Source organism: Streptomyces sp. NPDC041968, from assembly GCF_055589025.1.
Map to the genome: position 1 here is coordinate 130,483 of NZ_JBVJCB010000003.1, position 20,734 is coordinate 151,216.

The following is a 20,734-nucleotide window of genomic DNA, read 5'->3' on the forward strand; positions in this document are numbered from 1 at the left end:
CACCATGGCTGACCAGTCCACCCCGGAGACCCGAGCCCCCGGCGCGCCCCGCGAGGCGCCCGGCGGGCCCGAGCCCCTCGACTCCGCGAACACGACTCCCCGCGACGGCATCTCCCGGCGGCGACTGCTCGGCACCGCCGGTGCCACCGGGCTCGTGCTCGGCACGGCGGGCGCCGCCGCGGGATACGCCGCCGCTCCTTCCTCCGCGGCCACGCCGCTCACCTCGCTGGGCAGCGAGGAGGTGATGTTTCACGGGAAACATCAGCCCGGCATCACCACGCCGACGCAGGCCTGCGGCCACCTCATCGCCTTCGACCTGACGGCGGGCGCCGGGCGCAAGGAGGCCGCCGCGCTGCTGCGCCGCTGGTCCGACACCGCACGGCGCCTGATGGCGGGCGAACCGGCCGGAACCCGTGACACGGACGTGGCCCGTGACGCGGGGCCCTCCTCGCTGACCGTCACCTTCGGATTCGGGCACAGCTTCTTCGGCCGGACCGGCCTGGAGAAGCAGCGTCCGGTCGCCCTCGACCCGCTGCCCGACTTCTCCTCCGATCACCTCGACAAGAACCGCAGCAACGGTGATCTCTGGGTGCAGATCGGCGCCGACGACGCCCTGGTGGCCTTCCACGCCCTGCGTGCGATCCAGCGTGACGCCGGCTCGGCCGCCCGCGTCCGCTGGCAGATGAACGGCTTCAACCGCTCGCCCGGCGCCACCGCCCGTCCCATGACGACCCGCAACCTCATGGGCCAGGTCGACGGCACCCGCAACCCGAAACCGGACGAGCCCGACTTCGACGAGCGGATCTTCGTCCCCGGACAGCCCGGCCAGACGGGACAGCCCGGAAAGACCGAGCAGGCGTGGATGGCGAACGGCTCCTACGCCGTCGTACGCCGCATCCGGATGCTCCTCGACGACTGGGAGCAGCTCTCGGCCAAGGCCCAGGAGGACGTCATCGGGCGCCGCAAGTCCGACGGTGCGCCCCTGTCCGGGGGCACCGAGGCGACCGAGATGGACCTGGAGAAGACGGACCGGAACGGGAACCTGATCGTGCCGATCAACGCCCATGCCCGCATCACGCGCCCCGATCAGAACGGCGGCGCGGCCATGGTCCGCCGCCCCTTCTCGTACCACGACGGGTTCGACGCCGACGGCGTACCCGACGCGGGCCTGCTCTTCGTCTGCTGGCAGGCGGACCCCCTGCGCGGCTTCGTGCCGGTGCAGCGCAAGCTGGACCGGGGGGACGCGCTGTCGCCGTTCATCCGGCACGAGGCGAGCGGGCTCTTCGCCGTCCCGGGCGGTGCGGCGGAGGGAGAGTACGTGGGGCAGCGCCTTCTGGAGGGGTGAATCCGGCCCGGAATCACCCCGGGGGAGGGCGTGCGCGAGACGCGTGAGCCCGCTCTCCCCGGGCCCATTAGGGTGAGGACATGCCAGCCAGTTACGCGTATCTCGGCCCTGAAGGCACCTTCACCGAAGTCGCCCTGCGCACACTTCCGGAGACGGCGACCCGTGAGTTGGTCCCGTACGTGTCCGTCCAGTCCGCGCTCGACGCGGTGCGCACCGGCGAGGCCGAGGCCGCGTTCGTGCCGATCGAGAACTCCGTCGAGGGCGGCATCACCACCACCCTCGACGAGCTGGTCGCCGGCCAGCCGTTGATGATCTACCGCGAGGTGCTGCTGTCCATCACCTTCGCGCTGCTGGTCCGCCCCGGCACCAAGCTGTCGGAGATCAAGACGGTCACCGCCCACCCGGCCGCCCAGCCCCAGGTCCGCAACTGGCTCAAGGCGCACCTCCCCGACGTCGCGTGGGAGTCGGCGGCCTCCAACGCGGACGGCGCGCGCCTGGTGCAGGAGGGGCGGTACGACGCGGCCTTCGCCGGCGAGTTCGCCGCGGAGCGCTACGGCCTGGAAGTCCTGGAAGCCGACATCCACGACGCGGAGAACGCCCAGACCCGGTTCGTTCTGGTGGGCCGGCCCGCCAGGCCCGCCGCACCGACCGGTGCGGACAAGACCTCCGTCGTGCTCTGGCAGCGCGACGACCATCCCGGTGGCCTGCGCGACCTGCTCGGCGAGTTCGCCACCCGGGGCATCAACCTGATGCTGCTCCAGTCCCGGCCCACCGGTGCCGGTATCGGTCACTACTGCTTCTGCATCGACGCCGAGGGGCACATCTCCGACCGCCGGGTCGCCGATGCTCTGATGGGCCTCAAGCGGACGTGCCTCCAGGTGCGCTACCTCGGGTCGTACCCGCGGGCGGAGGTCGAGGCGGCGGATGTGGACGCGCTGCGGCCGGGCACCTCGGACGAGGACTTCGTGGCGGCGGCGGACTGGGTGGCGCGCTGCCAGGACGGCCGGTTCTGACGGCTGCGGGCAGCCCTGCGAGCGGGCGCTTCCGACGGCTGCGATCGGCCCGGTCCTGGCGGCTGCGATCGGCCAGTCCTGGCGGTTGTGATCGGCCGGTTCCGACGGTTGTGATCGGCCGGTGATACCTGCTGATTTTCGTTGTCCACAGAAGTTATCCACAGGTCCGCTTCTCGACCTGGGGACAAGTCGACAACCCAGGGGGATTCAGTCGACAAATCCGTCTTCGCCCTCTTTGCCCCTCCATAGGCGCCCAGGCCGCCCTTCGTCCACCTGCTTCTTGCCCGCCATCCTCCGGAGTGACGCCGAGCGTCCCGTTTCCACTCGAAAGTGAGGGCGGAGAGGGTTTGGAGTACCCGCCTCCACGTGAGGAACGGCCCCTTCCGTGGAGTCCACAGATCTTTCGCACAGCCTGTGGATAACTTTTCCCGACCGTGAATCCCTGTGGACAGCCGCTCCGCCAAGTCCCCTTCCGCGCAAGGAAATCCGGTCAACCGAGCCCCCGACGACTGCCTCGTTCCAGGGATCTCGGCCATTTCCCTTGACCAGGTGAGACACAAGGAGCACAACACACAATTCCCCCATCACGGAACGCGAGAACCGCGATCGGCGATAGTGAGTCGAGAGCCGTCACCACACACCGGTAGCCTTGAGCACGTGATTGACCTTCGCCTGCTCCGTGAGGACCCCGACCGTGTGCGCGCGTCGCAGCGCGCCCGTGGAGAGGATGTCGCGCTCGTCGACTCCCTCCTGTCTGCCGACGAGCGGCGCAGGTCGTCCGGCGTCCGCTTCGACGAGCTGCGCAACGAGCAGAAGGGCCTCGGCAAGCTCATCGGCAAGGCCTCCGGGGACGAGAAGGCCGAGCTGCTGAAGCGGGCGAGCCAGCTCGCCGCCGACGTCAAGGCGGCCGACGCCGAGCGTGACGCCGCCGACGCCGAGACCCAGGAGCTGCTCCAGCGGCTGGGCAACCTCGTCCACCCCGACGTTCCCGTCGGCGGCGAGGAGGACTTCGTCACCCTGGAGACGCACGGCACGCACCGGGACTTCGCCGCCGAGGGCTTCGAGCCCCGGGACCACCTGGAGCTCGGCCAACTGCTCGGCGCCATCGACGTGGAGCGCGGCGCCAAGGTCTCCGGCTCGCGCTTCTACTTCCTCACCGGCGTCGGTGCGCTGCTGGAGCTCGCCCTGGTCAACGCGGCGATCGCCCAGGCCACGGCGGCCGGCTTCACGCCGATGCTGACGCCGGCCCTGGTCCGCCCGCAGTCGATGGCCGGTACCGGCTTCCTGGGCCAGGCCGCCCAGGACGTCTACCACCTCGACAAGGACGACCTGTATCTGGTCGGCACGTCCGAGGTACCGCTCGCCGCGTACCACATGGACGAGATCCTGGACGCCGACCGCCTGCCGCTGCGCTACGCCGGCTTCTCCCCCTGCTTCCGCCGCGAGGCGGGCTCGCACGGCAAGGACACCCGGGGCATCTTCCGCGTCCACCAGTTCGACAAGGTCGAGATGTTCTCCTACGTCCTCCCCGAGGACTCGCAGGCGGAGCACCAGCGCCTGCTGGAGTGGGAGAAGCAGTGGCTGACCTCGCTGGAGCTGCCGTTCCGGGTCATCGACGTCGCCTCGGCCGACCTGGGCTCCTCGGCCGCCCGCAAGTACGACTGCGAGGCCTGGATCCCGACCCAGGGCAAGTACCGCGAGCTGACCTCTACCTCGGACTGCACCGAGTTCCAGTCGCGCCGGCTGTCCATCCGTGTCCGCGAGGACAAGAAGGTGCGTCCCCTGGCCACGCTGAACGGCACGCTGTGCGCCGTACCGCGCACGATCGTGGCGATCCTGGAGAACCACCAGCAGGCCGACGGTTCGGTGCGCGTGCCCGAGGTGCTGCGCCCTTACCTGGGCGGCCGAGAGGTCCTGGAACCGGTGGCGAAGTGACCGACACCGCCTCCGCCACGGGTCCCGGCACCGGTTCCGCCGCCGGCTTCCCGTACCGGCTGGTCGCGACCGACCTCGACGGCACGCTGCTGCGCAGTGACGACACGATCTCGCGCCGCACCCGGGACGCGCTGGCCGCGGCCACCGAGGCCGGCGCCGCCCACATCGTGGTCACCGGCCGCGCGGTCCCGTGGACCCGGCACATCCTCGACGACCTCGGTTACAACGGCCTGGCCGTCTGCGGACAGGGCGCCCAGGTCTACCACGCCGGAGAGCACCGCCTGCTGACCTCGGTCACGCTGGACCGCCAGCTGGCCGGGGTGGCACTGGCCAAGATCGAGGCGGAGACCGGTCCGCTGTACCTGGCGGCGAGCCGCGACGGACTGGACGGCGACGTCCTGGTCGGCCCGGGCTACGCGGTCGGGGGCGATCTGCCGGCGGTGCCCTTCACCGACGCCTCGGACCTGTGGTCGGCGCCGCTCAACAAGATCTACATCCAGCATCCGACGCTGTCCGACGACGAACTGGCCGAGGCTGCCCGGCGCACCGCGGGCGGCTTCGTCACGGTCGTCATGGCCGGCGCGGGCATCGTCGAGCTGCTCCCCCTCGGCCTGTCCAAGGCCACCGGCCTGTCGCTGGCGGCACGCCGACTCGGTCTGAAGGCCGCGGACACGATCGCGTTCGGTGACATGCCCAACGACGTACCGATGTTCGGCTGGGCCGCCCGGGGTGTGGCGATGGCCAACGCCCACGCCGAGCTGAAGGCGGTGGCCGACGAGGTGACGTCCTCGAACGACGAGGACGGCATCGCGGTGGTACTGGAACGCTTGGCGGCCTGAGCCCTACGCACCTGATCCCGCCCCACCCGAGTCCGACGCGTCTGCTCCTGCCCGGCCTGAGTCCGACGCGTCCGAGTCCGCCCGGTCCGAGTCGGCTCGGGGCTGGATGGGGTCGCGGCGTCACGGCTTCGGGTCCGCTCGCCCAGCTCTGAAGTCGGCGACCGCGCGGTCGCGGCCCTCGTCGCACGGTCCGGGCGGCACCGACGTCCCCGTCGGTCGGCCCACGCGAGGCGTCTCGCGTGCTCGAAGCGGCCGCCCGATGCGGCGGCGCCGCCCGGCCTCGTGCAGGCACCACAGTGCCGGTACGGAAAGCGGGGCGCCACCGATTAAAACCGGACGTACGCCGCCTACCGCCTGCGCCACCTGCGGCGCCGTCCCTTGCTGAAGAACCATCCGGCGGGCTCCTCGTCGGAACGCCACGGCTGCGGCTCCGGTCTCTCACGGCGCCAGCGGGCGGCGAGCATGCGGACGCGTGCCGACGGCTCGGAGGTCCCTGCGCCGCGGACGAACTCCTCGTCCAGGACGAGGCCGTCCCAGGTGTCGTCACCGGCGCCGGTCCCCGTACCGTCCCCGGTGGTGCCCCCGGTGGTGTCCCGGGACCCATCCCTCGGTTCTCCGCGGCCGTCCTGCTGAGGTGTCTGGCCCGCCATCCCGGTCCTCCCGGCCCTGCGTCGCCGTGTGTCCTGCACGAAGGGTCCCGCGCGGCGCGTCCGCACGGCGTTCTTCCGCGGGCATCCCCGGCCCAGTGTGTCCGGGCCGGGACGAAGGCCCCGTCAGAACCGGAGGCCGGTCACTCCTCCCCGGCGAGCGTCAGCGTCCGCAGCTTCTGGCCGGCGTACCAGGTGGCGAGCACGGTGACCCCGGCCAGCAGCACCGTCGCGGTCAGCAGACCGACGTCGGAGGTCACCAGGTTCCCGTCGGCGACCTTCTGGGCCACGGCCAGCGACCACTGCTGGACGCTCAGGGTGCGGGCACCGGGTACCAGGGAGCCGAACAGCGCCTCCCAGACGAGCGCATAGACGAGCCCGAGGACCACCGCGTGCCGGGACACGGTGCCCAGGAGCAGGAAGAGCGCGGCGTAGGCGATGGAGGCGACCAGCGCGGCGATCGTGTAGGCGACGGCGATCTGCTGGCCGTTGCCGTTGAGGATCAGGCCGGCCAGCAGGGTCGGCACGGCGGAGAAGACCATCGTCACCGCTATGGCGACGATCAGCTTGGTGAAGACGATCGTCGGCCGCTTGATCGGCTTGGACAGCAGGTACACCACCGAGCCGTCGTCGATCTCGGGGCCGATGGCACCGGTGCCTGCGATGACACCGATGATCGGCACCATGGTGGCGAGGGCGAACCCGCCCAGCACGTCCGCCGCCGTCTGGTCGTCGGCTCCGGCGAGGGCGCGCACCGCCACGGCGATGACGAGCAGCAGCAGGGGCAGCACGCCCAGGATGAGGGCCCGGCGGCGGCCGAGCAGGGCTCGATAGGTGAGCCTGGCGACTGTGGGGTCGTACATTCTTCGGCCTCCTACGCCGCGACGAGATACGAGAAGACGGACTCGAGCGACTCGTCGGACGGCGAGACCGTGAGCAACCGGATGCCGTGGTCGCGGGCGACCTTCGGCAGCAGGGCCGTGAACCGGCCGAAGTCGACGGCCTGGATGCGCAGGGCGCCCTCGGCGAGATCGACCTCGATGCCGGACGTCGACGGGTCAGCGATCAACGCCGCCGCGAGGGCGCGGTCGTCGCTGGAACGCACCAGGTAGCGGTGCGGCCGGTCGGTCATCAGGCGGCGGATCTTGCGGAAGTCGCCACTGGCCGCGTGCCGTCCGGCGACGATGACCTCGATGTGCCAGGCGAGTTGCTCGACCTCTTCGAGGATGTGCGAGGAGAACAGCACCGTGCGGCCCTCGTCCCCCATCCGCCGCAGCAGGTCCATCAGCTGCATGCGCTGGCGGGGGTCCATGCCGTTGAACGGCTCGTCGAGCAGGAGCAGCGACGGGTTGTGCACGAGGGCGCTGGCCATCTTCACGCGCTGCCGCATGCCCTTGGAGTACGTGGCGATCTTCCGGTCCTGCGCGTACTCCATCTGCACGGTGGCGAGGGCTTCCTGGGCCGCCTTGTCGCCCAGGCCGTGCAGTCTGGCGTTGGCGAGGACGAACTCGCGGCCGGTGAGGAAGTCGTACATCGACTCGCGTTCGGGCACGACGCCGATGTGCCGGTAGATGGCCTCGTTCCGCCAGACCGGTTGGCCGTCGAGGGTGACGCTGCCGGTGGAGGGGGCGAGGAAGCCGCCCATCATGTTGATGAGGGTGGACTTGCCCGCGCCGTTGGGGCCGAGGAGTCCGGTGACTCCGGGGCCGATCGTCATCGTGATGTCGTTGACGGCAACCACGTTGCCGAACCAGCGGGAGACGTGGTCGATGTTCAGCGTGGTCACAGTCCCACCTTCGAGTAGCGGCGCACCAGCAGTCCGTAGGCGCCGGCGATCAGACCCAGGGTGACGAGGACGTAGACAGCGCCTTCGCCGTTGCTCGGGCCCACTCCGCCGGGGAACGACGAGGTGGCGCCGAGGAAGGCGGACTGCACGCCGTCGATGAGGGTGATCGGCGAGAACAGGCCGATCCATGCGACGGCTCCGGAGCTGCCCTGGACGTCCGCGATGGCCTGGAGCGTGGAGACCGCGCCGTAGGTGATGGTCAGGACGGCGATGACGGCCGCGATGCCGAACCCTCGGCGCGGGGTGACCGACGCGACGACCAGTCCGAGGCCGGCGAAGAGCAGCGAGAGCAGTGCCACGGAGACGAGTCCTTGTGCGAAACCCTTGGTCTGGTCGGCGAAGTCGAGTTTGGCGAGCAGCGCGCCCACGTACAGCACCAGCAGGGGCGCGGCGGTCAGGATGAACAGGGCCGAGGCCAGCGACGCGTACTTGGCGCGGACGTAGTCGGAGGTCTCGATCGGCCGTGAGAAGTACAGCGGCACGGTCTTGAAACGCAGGTCGCGGGAGACGGACTGGGGGGCCTGCGAGGCGACGTAGAGGCTGATGACCGCCTGGAGGACGACCGCGTAGCGCGTGTAGTCGAGGGGCAGGTCGTTCGCCTTGGTGACGACGGAGACGGCGACCAGGATGCCCGCGACCAGGCACATCACCGCCAGCAACAGCATCGGCAGCACCTTGGACTTGGCCGAGCGGCCCAGTCCGTAGGCGCCGCGCAGGGACTGCGAGTACAGCGAACGGCGGGCGTAGGCACGGCCGAGGCGGGGGCCGTCGTAGCTGCGGTAGCCGATGTTGTGGATGCGGGTCTGGTCAACCGGCACCGTGACCGGTGCCTGCAGGGGCTGCTCAGTTGCCATGGCCGACCGCCTCCTTCCGTTCCGCGTCGCTGTCCGTGAAGACTTCCGAGATGTGGTGCCGGCGCTGCTCCATCCGCACCAGGCCGATGCCCAGGTCGGCGATGACGTCCCGGACCAGGTCGTAGGTCTCCTCGCCCGCCGCGGTGAGCAGCAGGACGTGGCCGGCGCCGGGCAGGCCGCTGCCGTCCTGGACCGTCACCCCGCGCGCGTGGAGCGCGTCGCGCACGGCGCGGGTGCCGTCGGGGTGCGCGTCGGTGTCGGTGACCTCGATCGCGAGGGTCGTCGTGGTCTGGGTGAAGTCCGTGGTGGAACTGGAACGCAGCAGCTTGCCGCCGTCCACGACGACCACGTGGTCGCAGGTGCGTTCCAGCTCGCCCAGGAGGTGCGAGGTGACCAGGACGGAGATGCCGAAGTCGGTGTGGATGCGGCGGATGAGGCCGAGCATCTCGTCGCGGCCGACCGGGTCGAGGCCGTTGGTCGGCTCGTCGAGGAAGACCAGCTGAGGGTCGTGGACCAGGGCCTGCGCGAGCTTCACGCGCTGCTTCATGCCGGTCGAGTAGCCCCCGATGGGCCGGTAGCGCTCTTCGTACAGACCGACGTGGCGCAGGGTGTCGGCCGTCCGTTCGCGGGCGGCGGTGGGCGGCAGGCCGGACATGCGCGCCATGTGGACGACGAACTCGGTGGCCGAGACGTCGGGCGGCAGGCAGTCGTGTTCCGGCATGTAGCCGACTCGCTCGCGGATGTCGGCGCCCTTGGTGGCGACATCGAGTCCGAGCACTTCGGCCCGGCCCTCGGTGGCGGGAGACAGACCCAGCAGGATCTTGATCAGGGTGGACTTGCCGGCGCCGTTGGCGCCCACGAGTCCGGTCACACCGGGTCCGACGTCCACGGAGAGCCGGTCGAGCGCGGTCACCCGTGGGTACCGCTTGCTCAGGCTTTCGGTCGCGATCACAGTCACACCGACGACAGTAGTGACGCCCGCCACTCAGGTCGTCAGACCGCAGAGCCGTCTTGACGTCAGACTCGAGTAGTACGGACCCGTAGGGGGTCCCGTACCTGAGAGCCACTCCCGGGGGACGACGCCGCGCACCCCTCCCTATTGACGCCGGGTCTAACGACTGGGAGATTCGGCGACGTCAGGTCACGTCACGAGCGAGCGGCACGGCCCGCGCCGGGCGGGCCCCGTGACGGAGGGGACCGGCGGCTGAGGAGACCGGTGGCGAACGGGCCCGGTGGCAAAGGGACAGAGGGCACCAGCCCCCGCGGTGACCACGATCTGCCGCAGTTGCGGCGCTGGGCGGAGGAGGAATGACCGTGCTGGAGGGTGCGCGCGAGCGCTGGGTGCACACGGGCGGGGTCGAGCTGTGCGTGGCCGAACTGGGCGACCCGCTGCGGCCCACGGTCGTCCTGGTGCACGGCTACCCCGACAGCAAGGAGGTCTGGTCCGAGGTGGCCGTCCGCCTCGCCGACCGCTTCCACGTGGTCCTCTACGACGTGCGGGGCCACGGCCGGTCCACCGCGCCCAGCCCGCTGCGCGGCGGGTTCACGCTGGAGAAGCTCACGGACGACTTCCTGGCGGTGGCGGACGCCGTCAGCCCCGGCCGGCCCGTGCATCTGGTGGGCCACGACTGGGGCTCGGTGCAGTCCTGGGAGTTCGTCACGGTCAGGCGCACCGAGGGCCGCGTCGCCTCCTTCACCTCCATGTCCGGCCCGTCCCTCGACCACTTCGGGCACTGGATCGGCAAGCGCCTCAGGCGCCCCACCCCGCGCCGGATCGGCCAGGTACTCGGTCAGGGGGCCAAGTCCTGGTACGTCTACCTGCTGCATACGCCCGTACTGCCGGAACTGGCCTGGCGCGGTCCCCTGGGCAAGCGCTGGCCGGGCATCCTCCGCCGCGTCGAGAAGGTGCCCGGCGGCGACTACCCGACCTCCTCCCTGCCCACGGACGCGGCGCACGGGGCCTGGCTGTACCGCGACAACGTACGGCCCCGGCTGCGCCGGCCGCGCGACGACGCCTACGCGCACGCGCCCGTGCAGCTCATCACGCCTCTCGACGACGCGTTCCTGTCGGAACGGCTCTACGACGGACTGGAGCTGTGGGCTCCGCGGCTGACCCGCCGCACGCTGCCCGCCAAGCACTGGGTGCCGCGCACCCGGCCCGACCGGCTGGCGGACTGGATCACGGAGTTCGTGGACGCCGTCGACGCCGGACGGCCCGCCACCACGGCGGACGGACCGCACGCCGATCGCTTCGCCGGCCAGTTGGTGCTGGTCACCGGAGCGGGCAGCGGCATCGGCCGAGCCACGGCACTCGCGTTCGCCGAGGCCGGCGCGCGCGTGGTGGCCGTCGACCGGGACCCCGAATCGGCCGCCCGCACCGCGGAGCTGGCCCGCCTGATCGGCGCGACGGCGGCCTGGGCGGAGACCACCGACGTCTCCGACGAGCAGGCCATGGAGAAGCTCGCCGACAAGGTGGCCGCCGATCACGGCGTGGTGGACGTCCTGGTGAACAACGCCGGGATCGGTCTGTCGGGCTCCTTCTTCGACACCACGCCGGAGGACTGGAAGAAGGTCCTCGACGTCAATCTGTGGGGCGTGATCCACGGCTGCCGCCTGTTCGGCAGGCAGATGGCCGAGCGCGGAGAGGGCGGTCACATCGTCAACATCGCCTCGGCCGCCGCCTACCAGCCCTCCAGGGCCCTGCCGGCCTACAGCACCTCCAAGGCGGCCGTGCTGATGCTGAGCGAGTGCCTGCGCGCCGAGCTGGCCGGGCAGGGGATCGGAGTCACGGCGATCTGCCCCGGTCTGGTCAACACCGGCATCACCTCGACGGCACGCTTCGCCGGCGTCGACGCCGACGAGGAGCGGCGGCTGCAGCGGCGCACGGCTCGGCTGTACCGTCTGCGCAACTACCCGCCGGAGAAGGTGGCCGACGCCGTCCTGGACGCGATCGTGCGCGACCGGGCCGTGGTCCCGGTGACGCCGGAGGCGCGGGGCGCCCACCTCGTGTCTCGTTTCCTTCCAGGGGCGTTGAGGCGCCTCGCTCGGGTGCAGCCGCCGCTGTAGTTTCCACAGGGGAGGCCAACCAGCCTGTGGATAACCGCACTTGGCTGTGGATCAAACCTCACCGGCAAAATCGATCGCGTGATGTGTGTCGCTGTCGGCAGGCTGGCCCCATGTCACAGGAACACATGGACGACAGACGCACCGTGAAGGTCTCCAAGTATCTGTCCAAGCATCTGCGCCATCAGCCGGAGAGGATCGGGCTCGTCCTCGACGACGGCGGATGGGTCGAGATCGACACGCTGATCGCCGCCGCGGCCGCACACGGCTTCCGCTTCACCCGCGAAGAGCTCGACCACGTGATCGCCGCCAACGACAAACGGCGCTTCGCGACCGAGGGCACCCGCATCCGCGCGAGTCAGGGCCACAGCGTCGACGTGGACCTCGGACTGGCCGCGGCGATCCCGCCGTCGTACCTCTATCACGGAACCGTCGCCCGGCATCTGGATGCGATCCGCGTCGAGGGGCTGAGGGCGATGGACCGGCACGACGTGCACCTTTCGGCGGACCGCGAGACCGCGACCCGGGTCGGTGCCCGCCGCGGCCGGCCGATCGTGCTGACGGTGGACACCGCCGCCATGCATCGCGACGGCCACGTCTTCCACCTCAGCGCGAACGGTGTCTGGCTGACGAAGCACGTGCCGCCTCGCTATCTGCGCTTTCCCGCTCCGCACTGATCCCGTGCCACCGGCGTCGACCGCAGCGGGGCCGCGGACTCCTACGACCTCCATCCGTTTCCGATCCGTCGCCCACGGTGACGCCCGTCGCTGTTTCACGTGAAACGCGGCCGCTCCGCATAGGCTCGGAGGTATGAGTCTGCGTCTGAGCACCGTGATCCTTCCGTACCGCCGCTGGCACGACGGCGGCCGTTCGACCTGGACGCGTGCCGAGCAGCTCGGTTTCCACACCGCGTACACCTACGACCACCTTTCCTGGCGCAGCTTCCGGGACGGCCCGTGGTTCGGTGCCGTGCCGACGCTCACCGCCGCCGCGTCGGTCACCGAGCGGCTTCGCCTGGGCACGCTGGTGACCTCGCCGAACTTCCGGCACCCGGTGACGCTCGCCAAGGAGCTGATCTCCCTGGACGACATCTCCGGCGGCCGGGTCACCCTCGGCATAGGAGCGGGCGGCACCGGTTTCGACGCCACCGCACTCGGCCAGGAACCGTGGACGCCGCGTGAGCGGGCCGACCGGCTCGCCGAGTTCCTCCCGCTGCTCGACCGGTTGCTGACCGAGGACGCCGTCTCGTACGAGGGCGACTTCTACTCGGCGCACGAGGCGCGCAACATCCCGGGATGCGTGCAGCGTCCCCGGCTGCCGTTCGCGGTCGCCGCGACCGGCCCACGCGGGCTGCGCCTCGCCGCGCGACACGGCCAGGCCTGGGTGACCACCGGAGACCCGAAGCTGTACGAGGACGGCACCCCTGAGCAGTCGGACCGGGCGCTGCGGGGACAGGCCGACAAGCTGGCCGACGCCTGTGCCGCGATCGGCCGCGAGGCGGGCGAGCTCGACAGGGTCCTGCTCACCGGCTTCACACCGGACCGCAGTCGCCCGCTGGAGTCCGTGGACGCCTTCGTCGACTTCGCCGGACGCCACCGGGACCTGGGCTTCACGGAGCTGGTCGTCCACTGGCCGATCCCGGACTCCGACTTCACGGCGGACGAGAAGGTCTTCGAGCGGATCGCCATGGAGGCGCCGGCCCAGCTGAAGGGATGAGAGCCATGGCTCACAGATGTGCGGACTCGCGCACGGACGTGCGGGCATATGCGTGACAATGAGCCGGTGACCTCAGCGACCCGACAGCCCGAGCCCTCCACCGCCGCCACCCGCCCGCGACTCATCGCCACCGATCTCGACGGCACCCTGCTGCGCGACGACAAGTCGGTCTCCCCGCGCACGGTCGCCGCGCTGGCCGCCGCCGAGAAGGCGGGCATCGAGGTCTTCTTCGTCACCGGCCGCCCCGCCCGCTGGATGGACGTCGTCAGCGCCCACGTCCACGGGCACGGCCTCGCCATCTGCGGCAACGGCGCCGCCGTGGTCGACCTGCACGGCGGCCCGGGCACCCACCGGTTCGTCAAGGTGCGGGAACTGGCCCGGGAGACCGCGCTGGACGTCGTACGGCTGCTGCGCGAGACGGCGCCCGGCACGGTGTACGCCGTCGAGCAGACGTACGGCTTTCATCAGGAACCGGCGTACCCGAAGCTGCACATGGAGGTCCCCGACGACCTCCTGCCCGCCGAGGAGATCCTCGCGCCGGACGGGCGCGCCGCCACCGAGCCGATCCTCAAGATCCTCGCGTTCCACCCCGAGCTGGACCCCGACGGATTCCTCACCCTGGCCCGCCTCGCCGTCGGCGACCGCGCCAACGTCACCCGCTCCAGTCCCAGCGCCCTCCTGGAGATCAGCGGACCGGAGGTGTCCAAGGCCAGCACGCTCGCCCTGTGCTGTGCCGAGCGCGGCATCTCGCACGAGGAGGTCGTCGCCTTCGGCGACATGCCGAACGACGTGGAGATGCTCACCTGGGCAGGGCAGTCGTACGCGATGGGCAACGCGCATCCCGACGTGATCGCCGCCGCCTCGGGACGGACGGTGGCCAACAACGAGGACGGGGTGGCGGTCGTGATCGAACGGATCCTGGCGGACCTTCCCCGGTGACCGTCCCGCGGCCCCTTCCCGTCCGTCAGAGCGCCACCCCGCGCCGCGCCAACCACGGCACCGGGTCGAGCGCCGAGCCCGTCTCCGGAGTGACCCGCACCTCGAAATGCAGGTGCGGGCCGGTGGAGTTCCCCGTGCTGCCCGCCTGACCGAGCCACTGGCCGGGACGGACCCGCTCACCCTGGTCGACGGCGACCGCGGCGAGATGGGCGTACTGGGTGTAGTAGCCGCCCGCGTGCTGGACCACGACCTGCATTCCGAAGGCGCCGCCGCACGTCACGGTCACCACCCGGCCCGCGCCGACCGATCGCACCGGAGTCCCGACCGGCACCGCGAAGTCCTGGCCGGTGTGCCGGTTCGCCCACCTCGCCCCGCCGCTGCCGAAGGACGCCGACAGCTCGTACGTCTCCACCGGTGCGACCCAGGACCGGCTGGGCCGCGCGTCGGGCTGATCGAGACGGACCGCGCCGGGACAGGAACCGGCCGCCACCGAGGCATCCGCCTGCCCCTCCAGCCGCGAACGGGCCGCCTCCAGCCTGCCCTCGATGCTCCGCTTCAGCTCCGCGAGCCGTGCGTTGCGTTCCTCCAGGGCCCGCCAGGCCGCCCGCGCCTCGGCCTCGTCCGCGGCGAACCGGGCCTCGGCCCGCAGGCTCTTGCCGATGGCCCTGTCGACGGCCTGATCAGCGCGGGACAAGGCACGCCGGCCTCGCAACAGTTCGTCCGGATCGTCCGCGAGGAGCATCCGCGCGGTGTACGGGAGTCCGCCGCCCTCGCGGTACTGGGCGCGGGCGATCCGGCCCAGATCCTCGTGCACGGCGTCGATCCTCCGCCGCTGCCGGTCGAGCCGCTTCTCGTACGCCAGCGCCTTCGTCCGCTGCGCCTCCGCCTCGCGCCGCCCGTCCTCGTACTGCTCGGTGGCCCTGGCCGCGTCCTCGTAGAGCCGCGCCACCTGTGCTCCGACACCGGTGTCGGAGCCGCCGTCCCCGTCCATGGCATCGGCGGGGCGGGCCGCGAGCACGGCGAGCGCGCACAGCAACACCGGAACGAGCAGCGGATGTCGACGAGGTGAGCGCATGCCAGCGATCGTGGACCGGATGCCGGCGCGCGACCTCATGCGACTCGTACGATCGGGGGACCCGTTACCGCACACGGAGCAGTGCGCCTGCTGCACCCGGGTCAGCCACCACGGCGGCAGTACTCAGTACGGGGCCTCCCACAGCACCGTCGTGCCGCCTCCGTCCCGGCCGATGCCCGGGCCCAGCCGGCTCACCCCTCCGACAGCCTCGGCACGGCGCTCGAGATTGTGCAGGCCGCTGCGCCGACCGCCCTCCGGGACCCCGACTCCGTCGTCGGCGACGGACAGCCGCACACCCGGACGGCCGTCCGGCAGGACCGCCGCAGCATCGACGGCCACCTCGATCCGGGTGGCGTGCGCGTGCCGGAACGCGTTGGACAGAGCCTCGCGCAACGCCGCGATGAGGTTCCTTCCGGTCACCTCGCCGACGGCGGTGTCGACCGGCCCGGCGAAACGGTGCGAGGGCGTGAATCCCAGCGGCACGGCGGCCAGGGCGACCTCCCGTAGCACTCGGGTGCGCAGCCCGGTGGGTGGATCGGCCGGCTGCCGCAGCGCGAAGATCGCCGAGCGGATCTCCTGGATGGTGACGTCGAGTTCGTCCACGGCCCCGCCCACCCGGTCACGCACCTCGGGGACGGCGGAGCCACGCCGAGCGCTCTCCAGCATCATCCCCGTGGCGAACAGCCGCTGGATGACGAGGTCGTGCAGGTCCCGCGCGATGCGGTCGCGGTCCTCGTACACCGCGAGCCGTTCCCGGTCGCGCTGGGCGTCGGCCATCATCAAGGCCAGCGCGGCCTGCGAGGCGAACCGTTCGCCGAGCGCTCGCTCCGTTCGCGTGAAGGGGCGCTCGCCCCGGGCGCGGGGCATGACGAGGGCTCCGAGCACCCGGGCGTCCCTGCACAGGGGCAGCAGCATGATCGGCCCGTAGGCGCGTACCGGCCCGGCCTCCAGGCGCCGGTCGGTGGCGGCGTCGTCCACGAACACGGACCGTCCGGCGAGGAGTTCACCGACGACGCCGTTGTCCGCCGGGATGACCCTGCCCAGGACGTCCGCGGGATGCTCCGCCGACACGGCCACGATCTCCAGGCCACCCCCGTCGGCCGGCAGCAGCACGATGCCGGCCGCCGCTCCGGACAACCGGCGTGCCTGTTCGGCGACGGTCTGGAGGGCCTCGTCGACGTCACCGCCGGACAGCAGGGCGGTGGTGACGGCGACCGACCCGTCGATCCAGCGCTCCCGTTGCTGGGCGGCCTCGTACAGCCGGGCGTTGCCGATGGCGATGCCGGCCTCCGTGGCCAGGACCCGGACCATGGCGAGGTCGTAGTCGTCGAACGGTACTCCGGCCCGTTTGTCGGTCAGGTACAGGTTGCCGAAGATCTCGCCCTGGACGCGGATGGGCACACCGAGGAAGCCGCGCATCCGCGGGTGGTGCTCGGGGAAACCGCAGGAGCGCGGATCGTCGGTCAGGTCCGTGAGCCGGACCGGCGCCGGGTCGCGGATGAGCGCGCCCAGCAGGCCTTTGCGGCCGTCGGGCAGACGGCCGATCCGTCGGGCGGTCGTCTCGTCGACGCCGTGGTGCACGAACGCCGCGAGGCCGTCACCCTCCTCGTCCACGACGCCGATGGCCGCGTACCGGGCGTCCGCCAGGTCGGCCGCGGTCTCGCAGATCCGGTGCAGGGTCGAGTGCAGTTCCAGTCCGCTGCCCACCGACCGCATCGCGTCCAGCAGTCTCGGCACCCGTGCCAGGAACTCGGCCGTGGCCCCTTGACGGGGCTGCGGAGTGCCGGGAGAGGGTGCTGGAGAAGGCATGCCCCGAGCCTAATGAGACCTTTTTATCCTGGAAAGTCGGATTCCTGGAGAGCTTCGGGGGAGTCGGCGCGGACCTTCCCTCACCGCGCCCCGACCAGAAGCTCCGACGCCGCCTCACGCTCGGCCATCGCCCGCAGCGGTCCCGGCACCGCGGCCAGCTCCGCGTACGTCCCTCGCTGCACCACCCGGCCCTCGTCCAGCACGATCACCTCGTCCACGGCCCCCAGACCCGCCAGCCGGTGCGTGATCAGCAAGGTCGTACGGCCCTCGGTGGCGGCCAGCAGATCGGCGGTGAGCGCGTCGGCGGTCGGCAGGTCCAGGTGCTCGGCGGGCTCGTCCAGCACCAGGACCGGGAAGTCGGCGAGCAGCGCCCGGGCCAGCGCCAGTCGCTGCCGCTGCCCGCCGGACAACCGGGCGCCGTGCTCCCCGACCAGCGTGTCCAGGCCCTCGGGCAGGCTGTCGGCCCACTCCAGCAGCCGGGCTCGTGCCAGGGCGTCGCGTAGCTCGTCCTCGGTGGCCTCCTTCCGGGCCAGAAGCAGGTTCTCGCGCACCGAGCTGTCGAACAGGTGCGCGTCCTGGGCACACAGTCCGACGAGCCGCCGTACGTCGTCACCGGCCAGGGCGTAGGCGTCGACACCGGCCAGCGTGTAGGAACCCGCGTCCGCGTCGAGGAACCGCAGCAGCACCTGGGCCAGCGTCGTCTTGCCGGACCCGGACGGCCCGACCACGGCGACACGGCGTCCTTCCGCCAGTGTCACGTCGAGCTGCGCCACGGCGTCCCGGTCCTGCCCGGAGTGGCGCGCGGCCAGTCCCTTGAGGACGACCGGGAACGGTGACGCGGGCGCCTGCCGTGGTGCCTCCGGCTCCCGTACGGGCTCGGAGGCGTCGAGCACCTCGTACACCCGCTCGGCGCTCCGGTGCACGCGCTGCCGGTACTGCACGGCCAGGGGGAGCCCCAGTACGGCCTCGAAGGCCGCCAGGGGAGTCAGCACGACGACGGCCAGGGCCACCCCGGCGAGCCGCCCATCGGCAACCGCCTGGACCCCGACGAGGGCGGCGCCCGCGACGGTCAGCCCGGACACCAGGGCCGTGAGCCCGTCCCCCACCGCGGTGGCGGTGGCGGCGCGCGAGGCGATCCGGGTGAGCGCGCCGTCCGCCCGGCGCGTCTCGGCGGACCGCGCGGGCAGTGCGCCGGCGACGGTCAGCTCGGCGGTGCCGCTGAGCAGGTCGGTCACCCGGGTGGCGAGCAGTCCACGGGCGGGCGCCAGTCGGCCCTCGGCCCTGCGTGAGACGAGGCCGGTGACCATCGGGACGCCGACTCCGGCCGCCAGCAGCCCCACCGCCAGCACTACGCCGGCCTCCGGCAGCAACCACGCCGTGAAGCCGACCGACGCGGCCGAGACCACCACCGCGGACGCGGCGGGCAGGAGCCAGCGCAGCCAGTAGTCCTGCAGCGCGTCGACGTCGGTGACCAGCCGGGACAGCAGGTCACCCCGTCGGCTGCGGCGCAGCCCCGCGGGCGCGAGCTGCTCCAGTCGCCGGTACACGGCGACCCGGGTGTCGGCGAGCATTCTCAGCACCGCGTCGTGCGACACGAGCCGCTCGGCGTAGCGGAAGACGGCCCGCCCGATGCCGAAGGCACGCGTGGCCGTCACGGCCACCATCAGGTAGAGCACGGGCGGCTGCTCGGAGGCCCGCGAGATCAGGTATCCGGAGGTGGCCATCAGGCCGACGGCACTGCCGAGGGCCGCACTACCGAGCAGCAGGGCCAGGCCGAGCCGCCCGCGCCGCGCCGCGGACATCGCGCGCACCCTGGCGAGGACACCGCCTCCAGGCACCGGCGAAGGGGTCGGCGCACCGGGGGACACCGCAACGGTACTTCCGGATGCCTCGTCGAGAGCCCGTGCGGCCGGTGCTCCCAGAGAGCCGTCGGCCGCGACGGCGGGAGCCGGCTCCTCCAGCCGCACCACCCGGTCGGCCACTTCCAGCAGCGCCGGGCGGTGCACCACCAGCAGGACCGTCCGCCCCTCGGCCAGCCTTCGTACGGCGGCCACGACCTCGGCCTCGGTGGCCCCGTCCAGAGCGGCCGTCGGCTCGTCGAGGAGCAGGACCGGCCGGTCCGCGAGGAACGCCCGGGCCAGCGCCAGCCGCTGTCGCTGCCCGGCGGACAGCCCGGCCCCGTCCTCCCCGAGCACCGTCCCCGTCCCCTCGGGCAACGCGTCCACGAACGCCAGTGCGCCCGCGTCCCGCAGCGCGCGCCGTACGGCGGCGTCGTCGGCGTCCGGCCGGGCCAGCCGTACGTTCTCGGCGATGGTGCCGGCGTAGAGGTGCGGGTGCTGCGGCACCCAGGCGACGCGGGCGTGCCACTGCGCCAGATCAAGGCTGTCGAGGTCGGCTCCCCCGATGCGGATCCGCCCCCCGGCCGGTCGCACGAAGCCGAGGAGGGCGTTGAGCAGCGTCGACTTTCCCGCCCCGCTCGGACCTACGAGGGCGACCGTCTCCCCGGGCCGGACGGTGAAGCACACCTCCGTCACCGCGTCCGCGGCGCGTCCGGGATAGCGCACCGTCACGTCCTCGAAGGACAGGGCAGCGTCCGCCGGTACCTGGCCGGTCCCCCGCGCCGGTACGGGACGCTCCAGTACCTCGAAGATCTCCTCGGCGGCGGCGAGCCCCTCGGCCGCCGCGTGGTACTGCGCCCCCACCTGCCGCAGCGGCAGATAGGCCTCGGGCGCGAGCACGAGGACCACCAGACCGTCGTACAGGGCCATGTCGCCGTGGACCAGCCGCATGCCGATGGTGACGGCGACGAGCGCCACGGAGAGCGTGGCGAGCAGTTCCAGCGCGAAGGACGACAGGAAGGCGATCCGCAGCGTCCGCATGGTCGCCTGCCGGTACTCGCCGGTGATGCGCTTGATCGACTCGGCCTGTGCCTTGGCCCGTCCGAAGACCTTCAGCGTCGGCAGCCCCGCGACCACGTCCAGGAAGTGCCCGGACAGCCGGGAGAGCAGACGCCACTGTCGGTCCATACGGGTCTGTGTGGCCCAGCCGATCAGCACCATGAAGAGCGGGATGAGCGGCAGGGTGCCGACGATGATGGCCGCCGAGACCCAGTCCTCGGTGACGATGCGGGCCAGCACCGCCACGGGCACGACGACCGCGAGCCCCAGTTGCGGCAGATAGCGCGAGAAGTAGTCGTCGAGGGCGTCGACTCCGCGAGTGGCCAGCGCGACCAGCGATCCGGTCCGCTGCCCGCTGAGCCAGCCGGGGCCGAGCGCGGTCGCCCGCTCCAGCAGCCGGCCCCGCAGCTCCGACTTCACCGCCGCGCTCGCTCGGTGCGCGGCCAGCTCGGTCAGCCAGCCGACCAGGGCCCGCCCGCAGGCGACGGCCACCAGGAGCAGCACGGGCGTGCGGAGTTCGGCCACCGCGAGACCGTGCTGGAAGGCGCCCACCACCACCTCGGCGATGAGCATCGCCTGTGCGACGAGGAGCCCGGCGCCGACCGCGCCCAGGACGACGACCGCCATCAGGAAGAACCGGGTCGCGCGGGCGTACCGCAGAAGACGTGGATCGATGGGTTTCACGTGAAACATGCCCTCCCGTCCCGGAGGTGCGTTTCACGTGAAACACGACGCTGTGCCACGTGATGCACACCC

At 71.8% G+C, this 20,734-nt stretch carries 16 protein-coding genes; 8 read left to right on the forward strand and 8 right to left on the reverse strand.

Annotated features, from left to right (window positions below; genetic code table 11):
* Positions 1 to 4 precede the first annotated feature (4 nt).
* The 4 genes from efeB to ACZ6EG_RS08735 all read left to right on the forward strand — a co-directional run bounded on the left by efeB (position 5) and on the right by ACZ6EG_RS08735 (position 5,132).
* A complete protein-coding gene (efeB, locus tag ACZ6EG_RS08720; protein ID WP_469602849.1) occupies positions 5 to 1,345 on the forward strand; it encodes an iron uptake transporter deferrochelatase/peroxidase subunit in 1,341 nt (446 codons plus the stop codon).
* Positions 1,346 to 1,425: 80 nt separating this feature from the next.
* A complete protein-coding gene (gene pheA / locus ACZ6EG_RS08725) occupies positions 1,426 to 2,358 on the forward strand; it encodes a prephenate dehydratase (protein ID WP_356602743.1) in 933 nt (310 codons plus the stop codon).
* 657 nt (positions 2,359 to 3,015) lie between these two features.
* Positions 3,016 to 4,293: a serine--tRNA ligase gene (serS, locus tag ACZ6EG_RS08730; RefSeq protein ID WP_356602741.1), complete on the forward strand. Its 1,278-nt coding sequence runs from the start codon at positions 3,016 to 3,018 to the stop codon at positions 4,291 to 4,293.
* On the forward strand, positions 4,290 to 5,132 hold the full coding sequence (locus ACZ6EG_RS08735) for an HAD family hydrolase (RefSeq protein ID WP_356602739.1): 843 nt from the start codon (positions 4,290 to 4,292) through the stop codon (positions 5,130 to 5,132). Before serS ends, ACZ6EG_RS08735 begins: the two co-directional genes overlap by 4 nt.
* Before the next feature lie 347 nt (positions 5,133 to 5,479).
* Here ACZ6EG_RS08735 and ACZ6EG_RS08740 read toward each other — a convergent pair whose 3' ends face one another.
* The 5 genes from ACZ6EG_RS08740 to ACZ6EG_RS08760 form a co-directional block, all read right to left on the reverse strand.
* Entirely contained in the window at positions 5,480 to 5,782 is a 303-nt protein-coding gene (locus ACZ6EG_RS08740; RefSeq protein ID WP_469602854.1) for an SGM_3592 family protein, read from the reverse strand.
* Between the two features lie 140 nt (positions 5,783 to 5,922).
* A complete protein-coding gene (locus ACZ6EG_RS08745; RefSeq protein ID WP_469602857.1) occupies positions 5,923 to 6,642 on the reverse strand; it encodes an ABC transporter permease subunit in 720 nt (239 codons plus the stop codon).
* Between the two features lie 11 nt (positions 6,643 to 6,653).
* Positions 6,654 to 7,565 carry an ABC transporter ATP-binding protein gene (locus ACZ6EG_RS08750; protein WP_366768347.1) on the reverse strand — a complete coding sequence of 304 codons (912 nt, stop codon included), beginning with the start codon at positions 7,563 to 7,565 and terminating at the stop codon, positions 6,654 to 6,656.
* Entirely contained in the window at positions 7,562 to 8,479 is a 918-nt protein-coding gene (locus ACZ6EG_RS08755) for an ABC transporter permease (RefSeq protein WP_053133779.1), read from the reverse strand. Before ACZ6EG_RS08755 ends, ACZ6EG_RS08750 begins: the two co-directional genes overlap by 4 nt.
* Complete coding sequence (locus ACZ6EG_RS08760) at positions 8,469 to 9,431, reverse strand: ABC transporter ATP-binding protein (RefSeq protein WP_391971777.1); 963 nt, start codon at positions 9,429 to 9,431, stop codon at positions 8,469 to 8,471. Before ACZ6EG_RS08760 ends, ACZ6EG_RS08755 begins: the two co-directional genes overlap by 11 nt.
* 356 nt (positions 9,432 to 9,787) lie before the next feature.
* Here ACZ6EG_RS08760 and ACZ6EG_RS08765 point away from each other — a divergent pair, with 356 nt between their 5' ends.
* The 4 genes from ACZ6EG_RS08765 to ACZ6EG_RS08780 all read left to right on the forward strand — a co-directional run bounded on the left by ACZ6EG_RS08765 (position 9,788) and on the right by ACZ6EG_RS08780 (position 14,197).
* Positions 9,788 to 11,545 carry an SDR family oxidoreductase gene (locus ACZ6EG_RS08765; RefSeq protein ID WP_391971720.1) on the forward strand — a complete coding sequence of 586 codons (1,758 nt, stop codon included), beginning with the start codon at positions 9,788 to 9,790 and terminating at the stop codon, positions 11,543 to 11,545.
* Positions 11,546 to 11,670: 125 nt separating this feature from the next.
* Positions 11,671 to 12,219: an RNA 2'-phosphotransferase gene (locus ACZ6EG_RS08770; RefSeq protein ID WP_469602862.1), complete on the forward strand. Its 549-nt coding sequence runs from the start codon at positions 11,671 to 11,673 to the stop codon at positions 12,217 to 12,219.
* A gap of 133 nt (positions 12,220 to 12,352) precedes the next feature.
* Positions 12,353 to 13,258 (forward strand): LLM class flavin-dependent oxidoreductase, encoded by a 906-nt coding sequence (locus tag ACZ6EG_RS08775; RefSeq protein WP_356602725.1) that lies wholly within the window; start codon positions 12,353 to 12,355, stop codon positions 13,256 to 13,258.
* Between the two features lie 48 nt (positions 13,259 to 13,306).
* Positions 13,307 to 14,197, forward strand: coding sequence for a Cof-type HAD-IIB family hydrolase (locus ACZ6EG_RS08780; protein ID WP_391971721.1), 891 nt, complete (start codon positions 13,307 to 13,309; stop codon positions 14,195 to 14,197).
* A 25-nt stretch (positions 14,198 to 14,222) separates the two neighbouring features.
* Here the strand turns inward: ACZ6EG_RS08780 and ACZ6EG_RS08785 are convergent, their stop codons facing one another.
* From ACZ6EG_RS08785 to cydD, 3 genes are all read right to left on the reverse strand, one after another.
* Positions 14,223 to 15,272 carry a M23 family metallopeptidase gene (locus ACZ6EG_RS08785; RefSeq protein ID WP_469602865.1) on the reverse strand — a complete coding sequence of 350 codons (1,050 nt, stop codon included), beginning with the start codon at positions 15,270 to 15,272 and terminating at the stop codon, positions 14,223 to 14,225.
* Between the two features lie 123 nt (positions 15,273 to 15,395).
* Positions 15,396 to 17,081, reverse strand: a complete 1,686-nt coding sequence (locus ACZ6EG_RS08790) for a GAF domain-containing sensor histidine kinase (RefSeq protein ID WP_469602869.1) — start codon at positions 17,079 to 17,081, stop codon at positions 15,396 to 15,398.
* A gap of 80 nt (positions 17,082 to 17,161) precedes the next feature.
* A complete protein-coding gene (gene cydD / locus ACZ6EG_RS08795; RefSeq protein ID WP_469603515.1) occupies positions 17,162 to 20,662 on the reverse strand; it encodes a thiol reductant ABC exporter subunit CydD in 3,501 nt (1,166 codons plus the stop codon).
* Positions 20,663 to 20,734 lie beyond the last annotated feature (72 nt).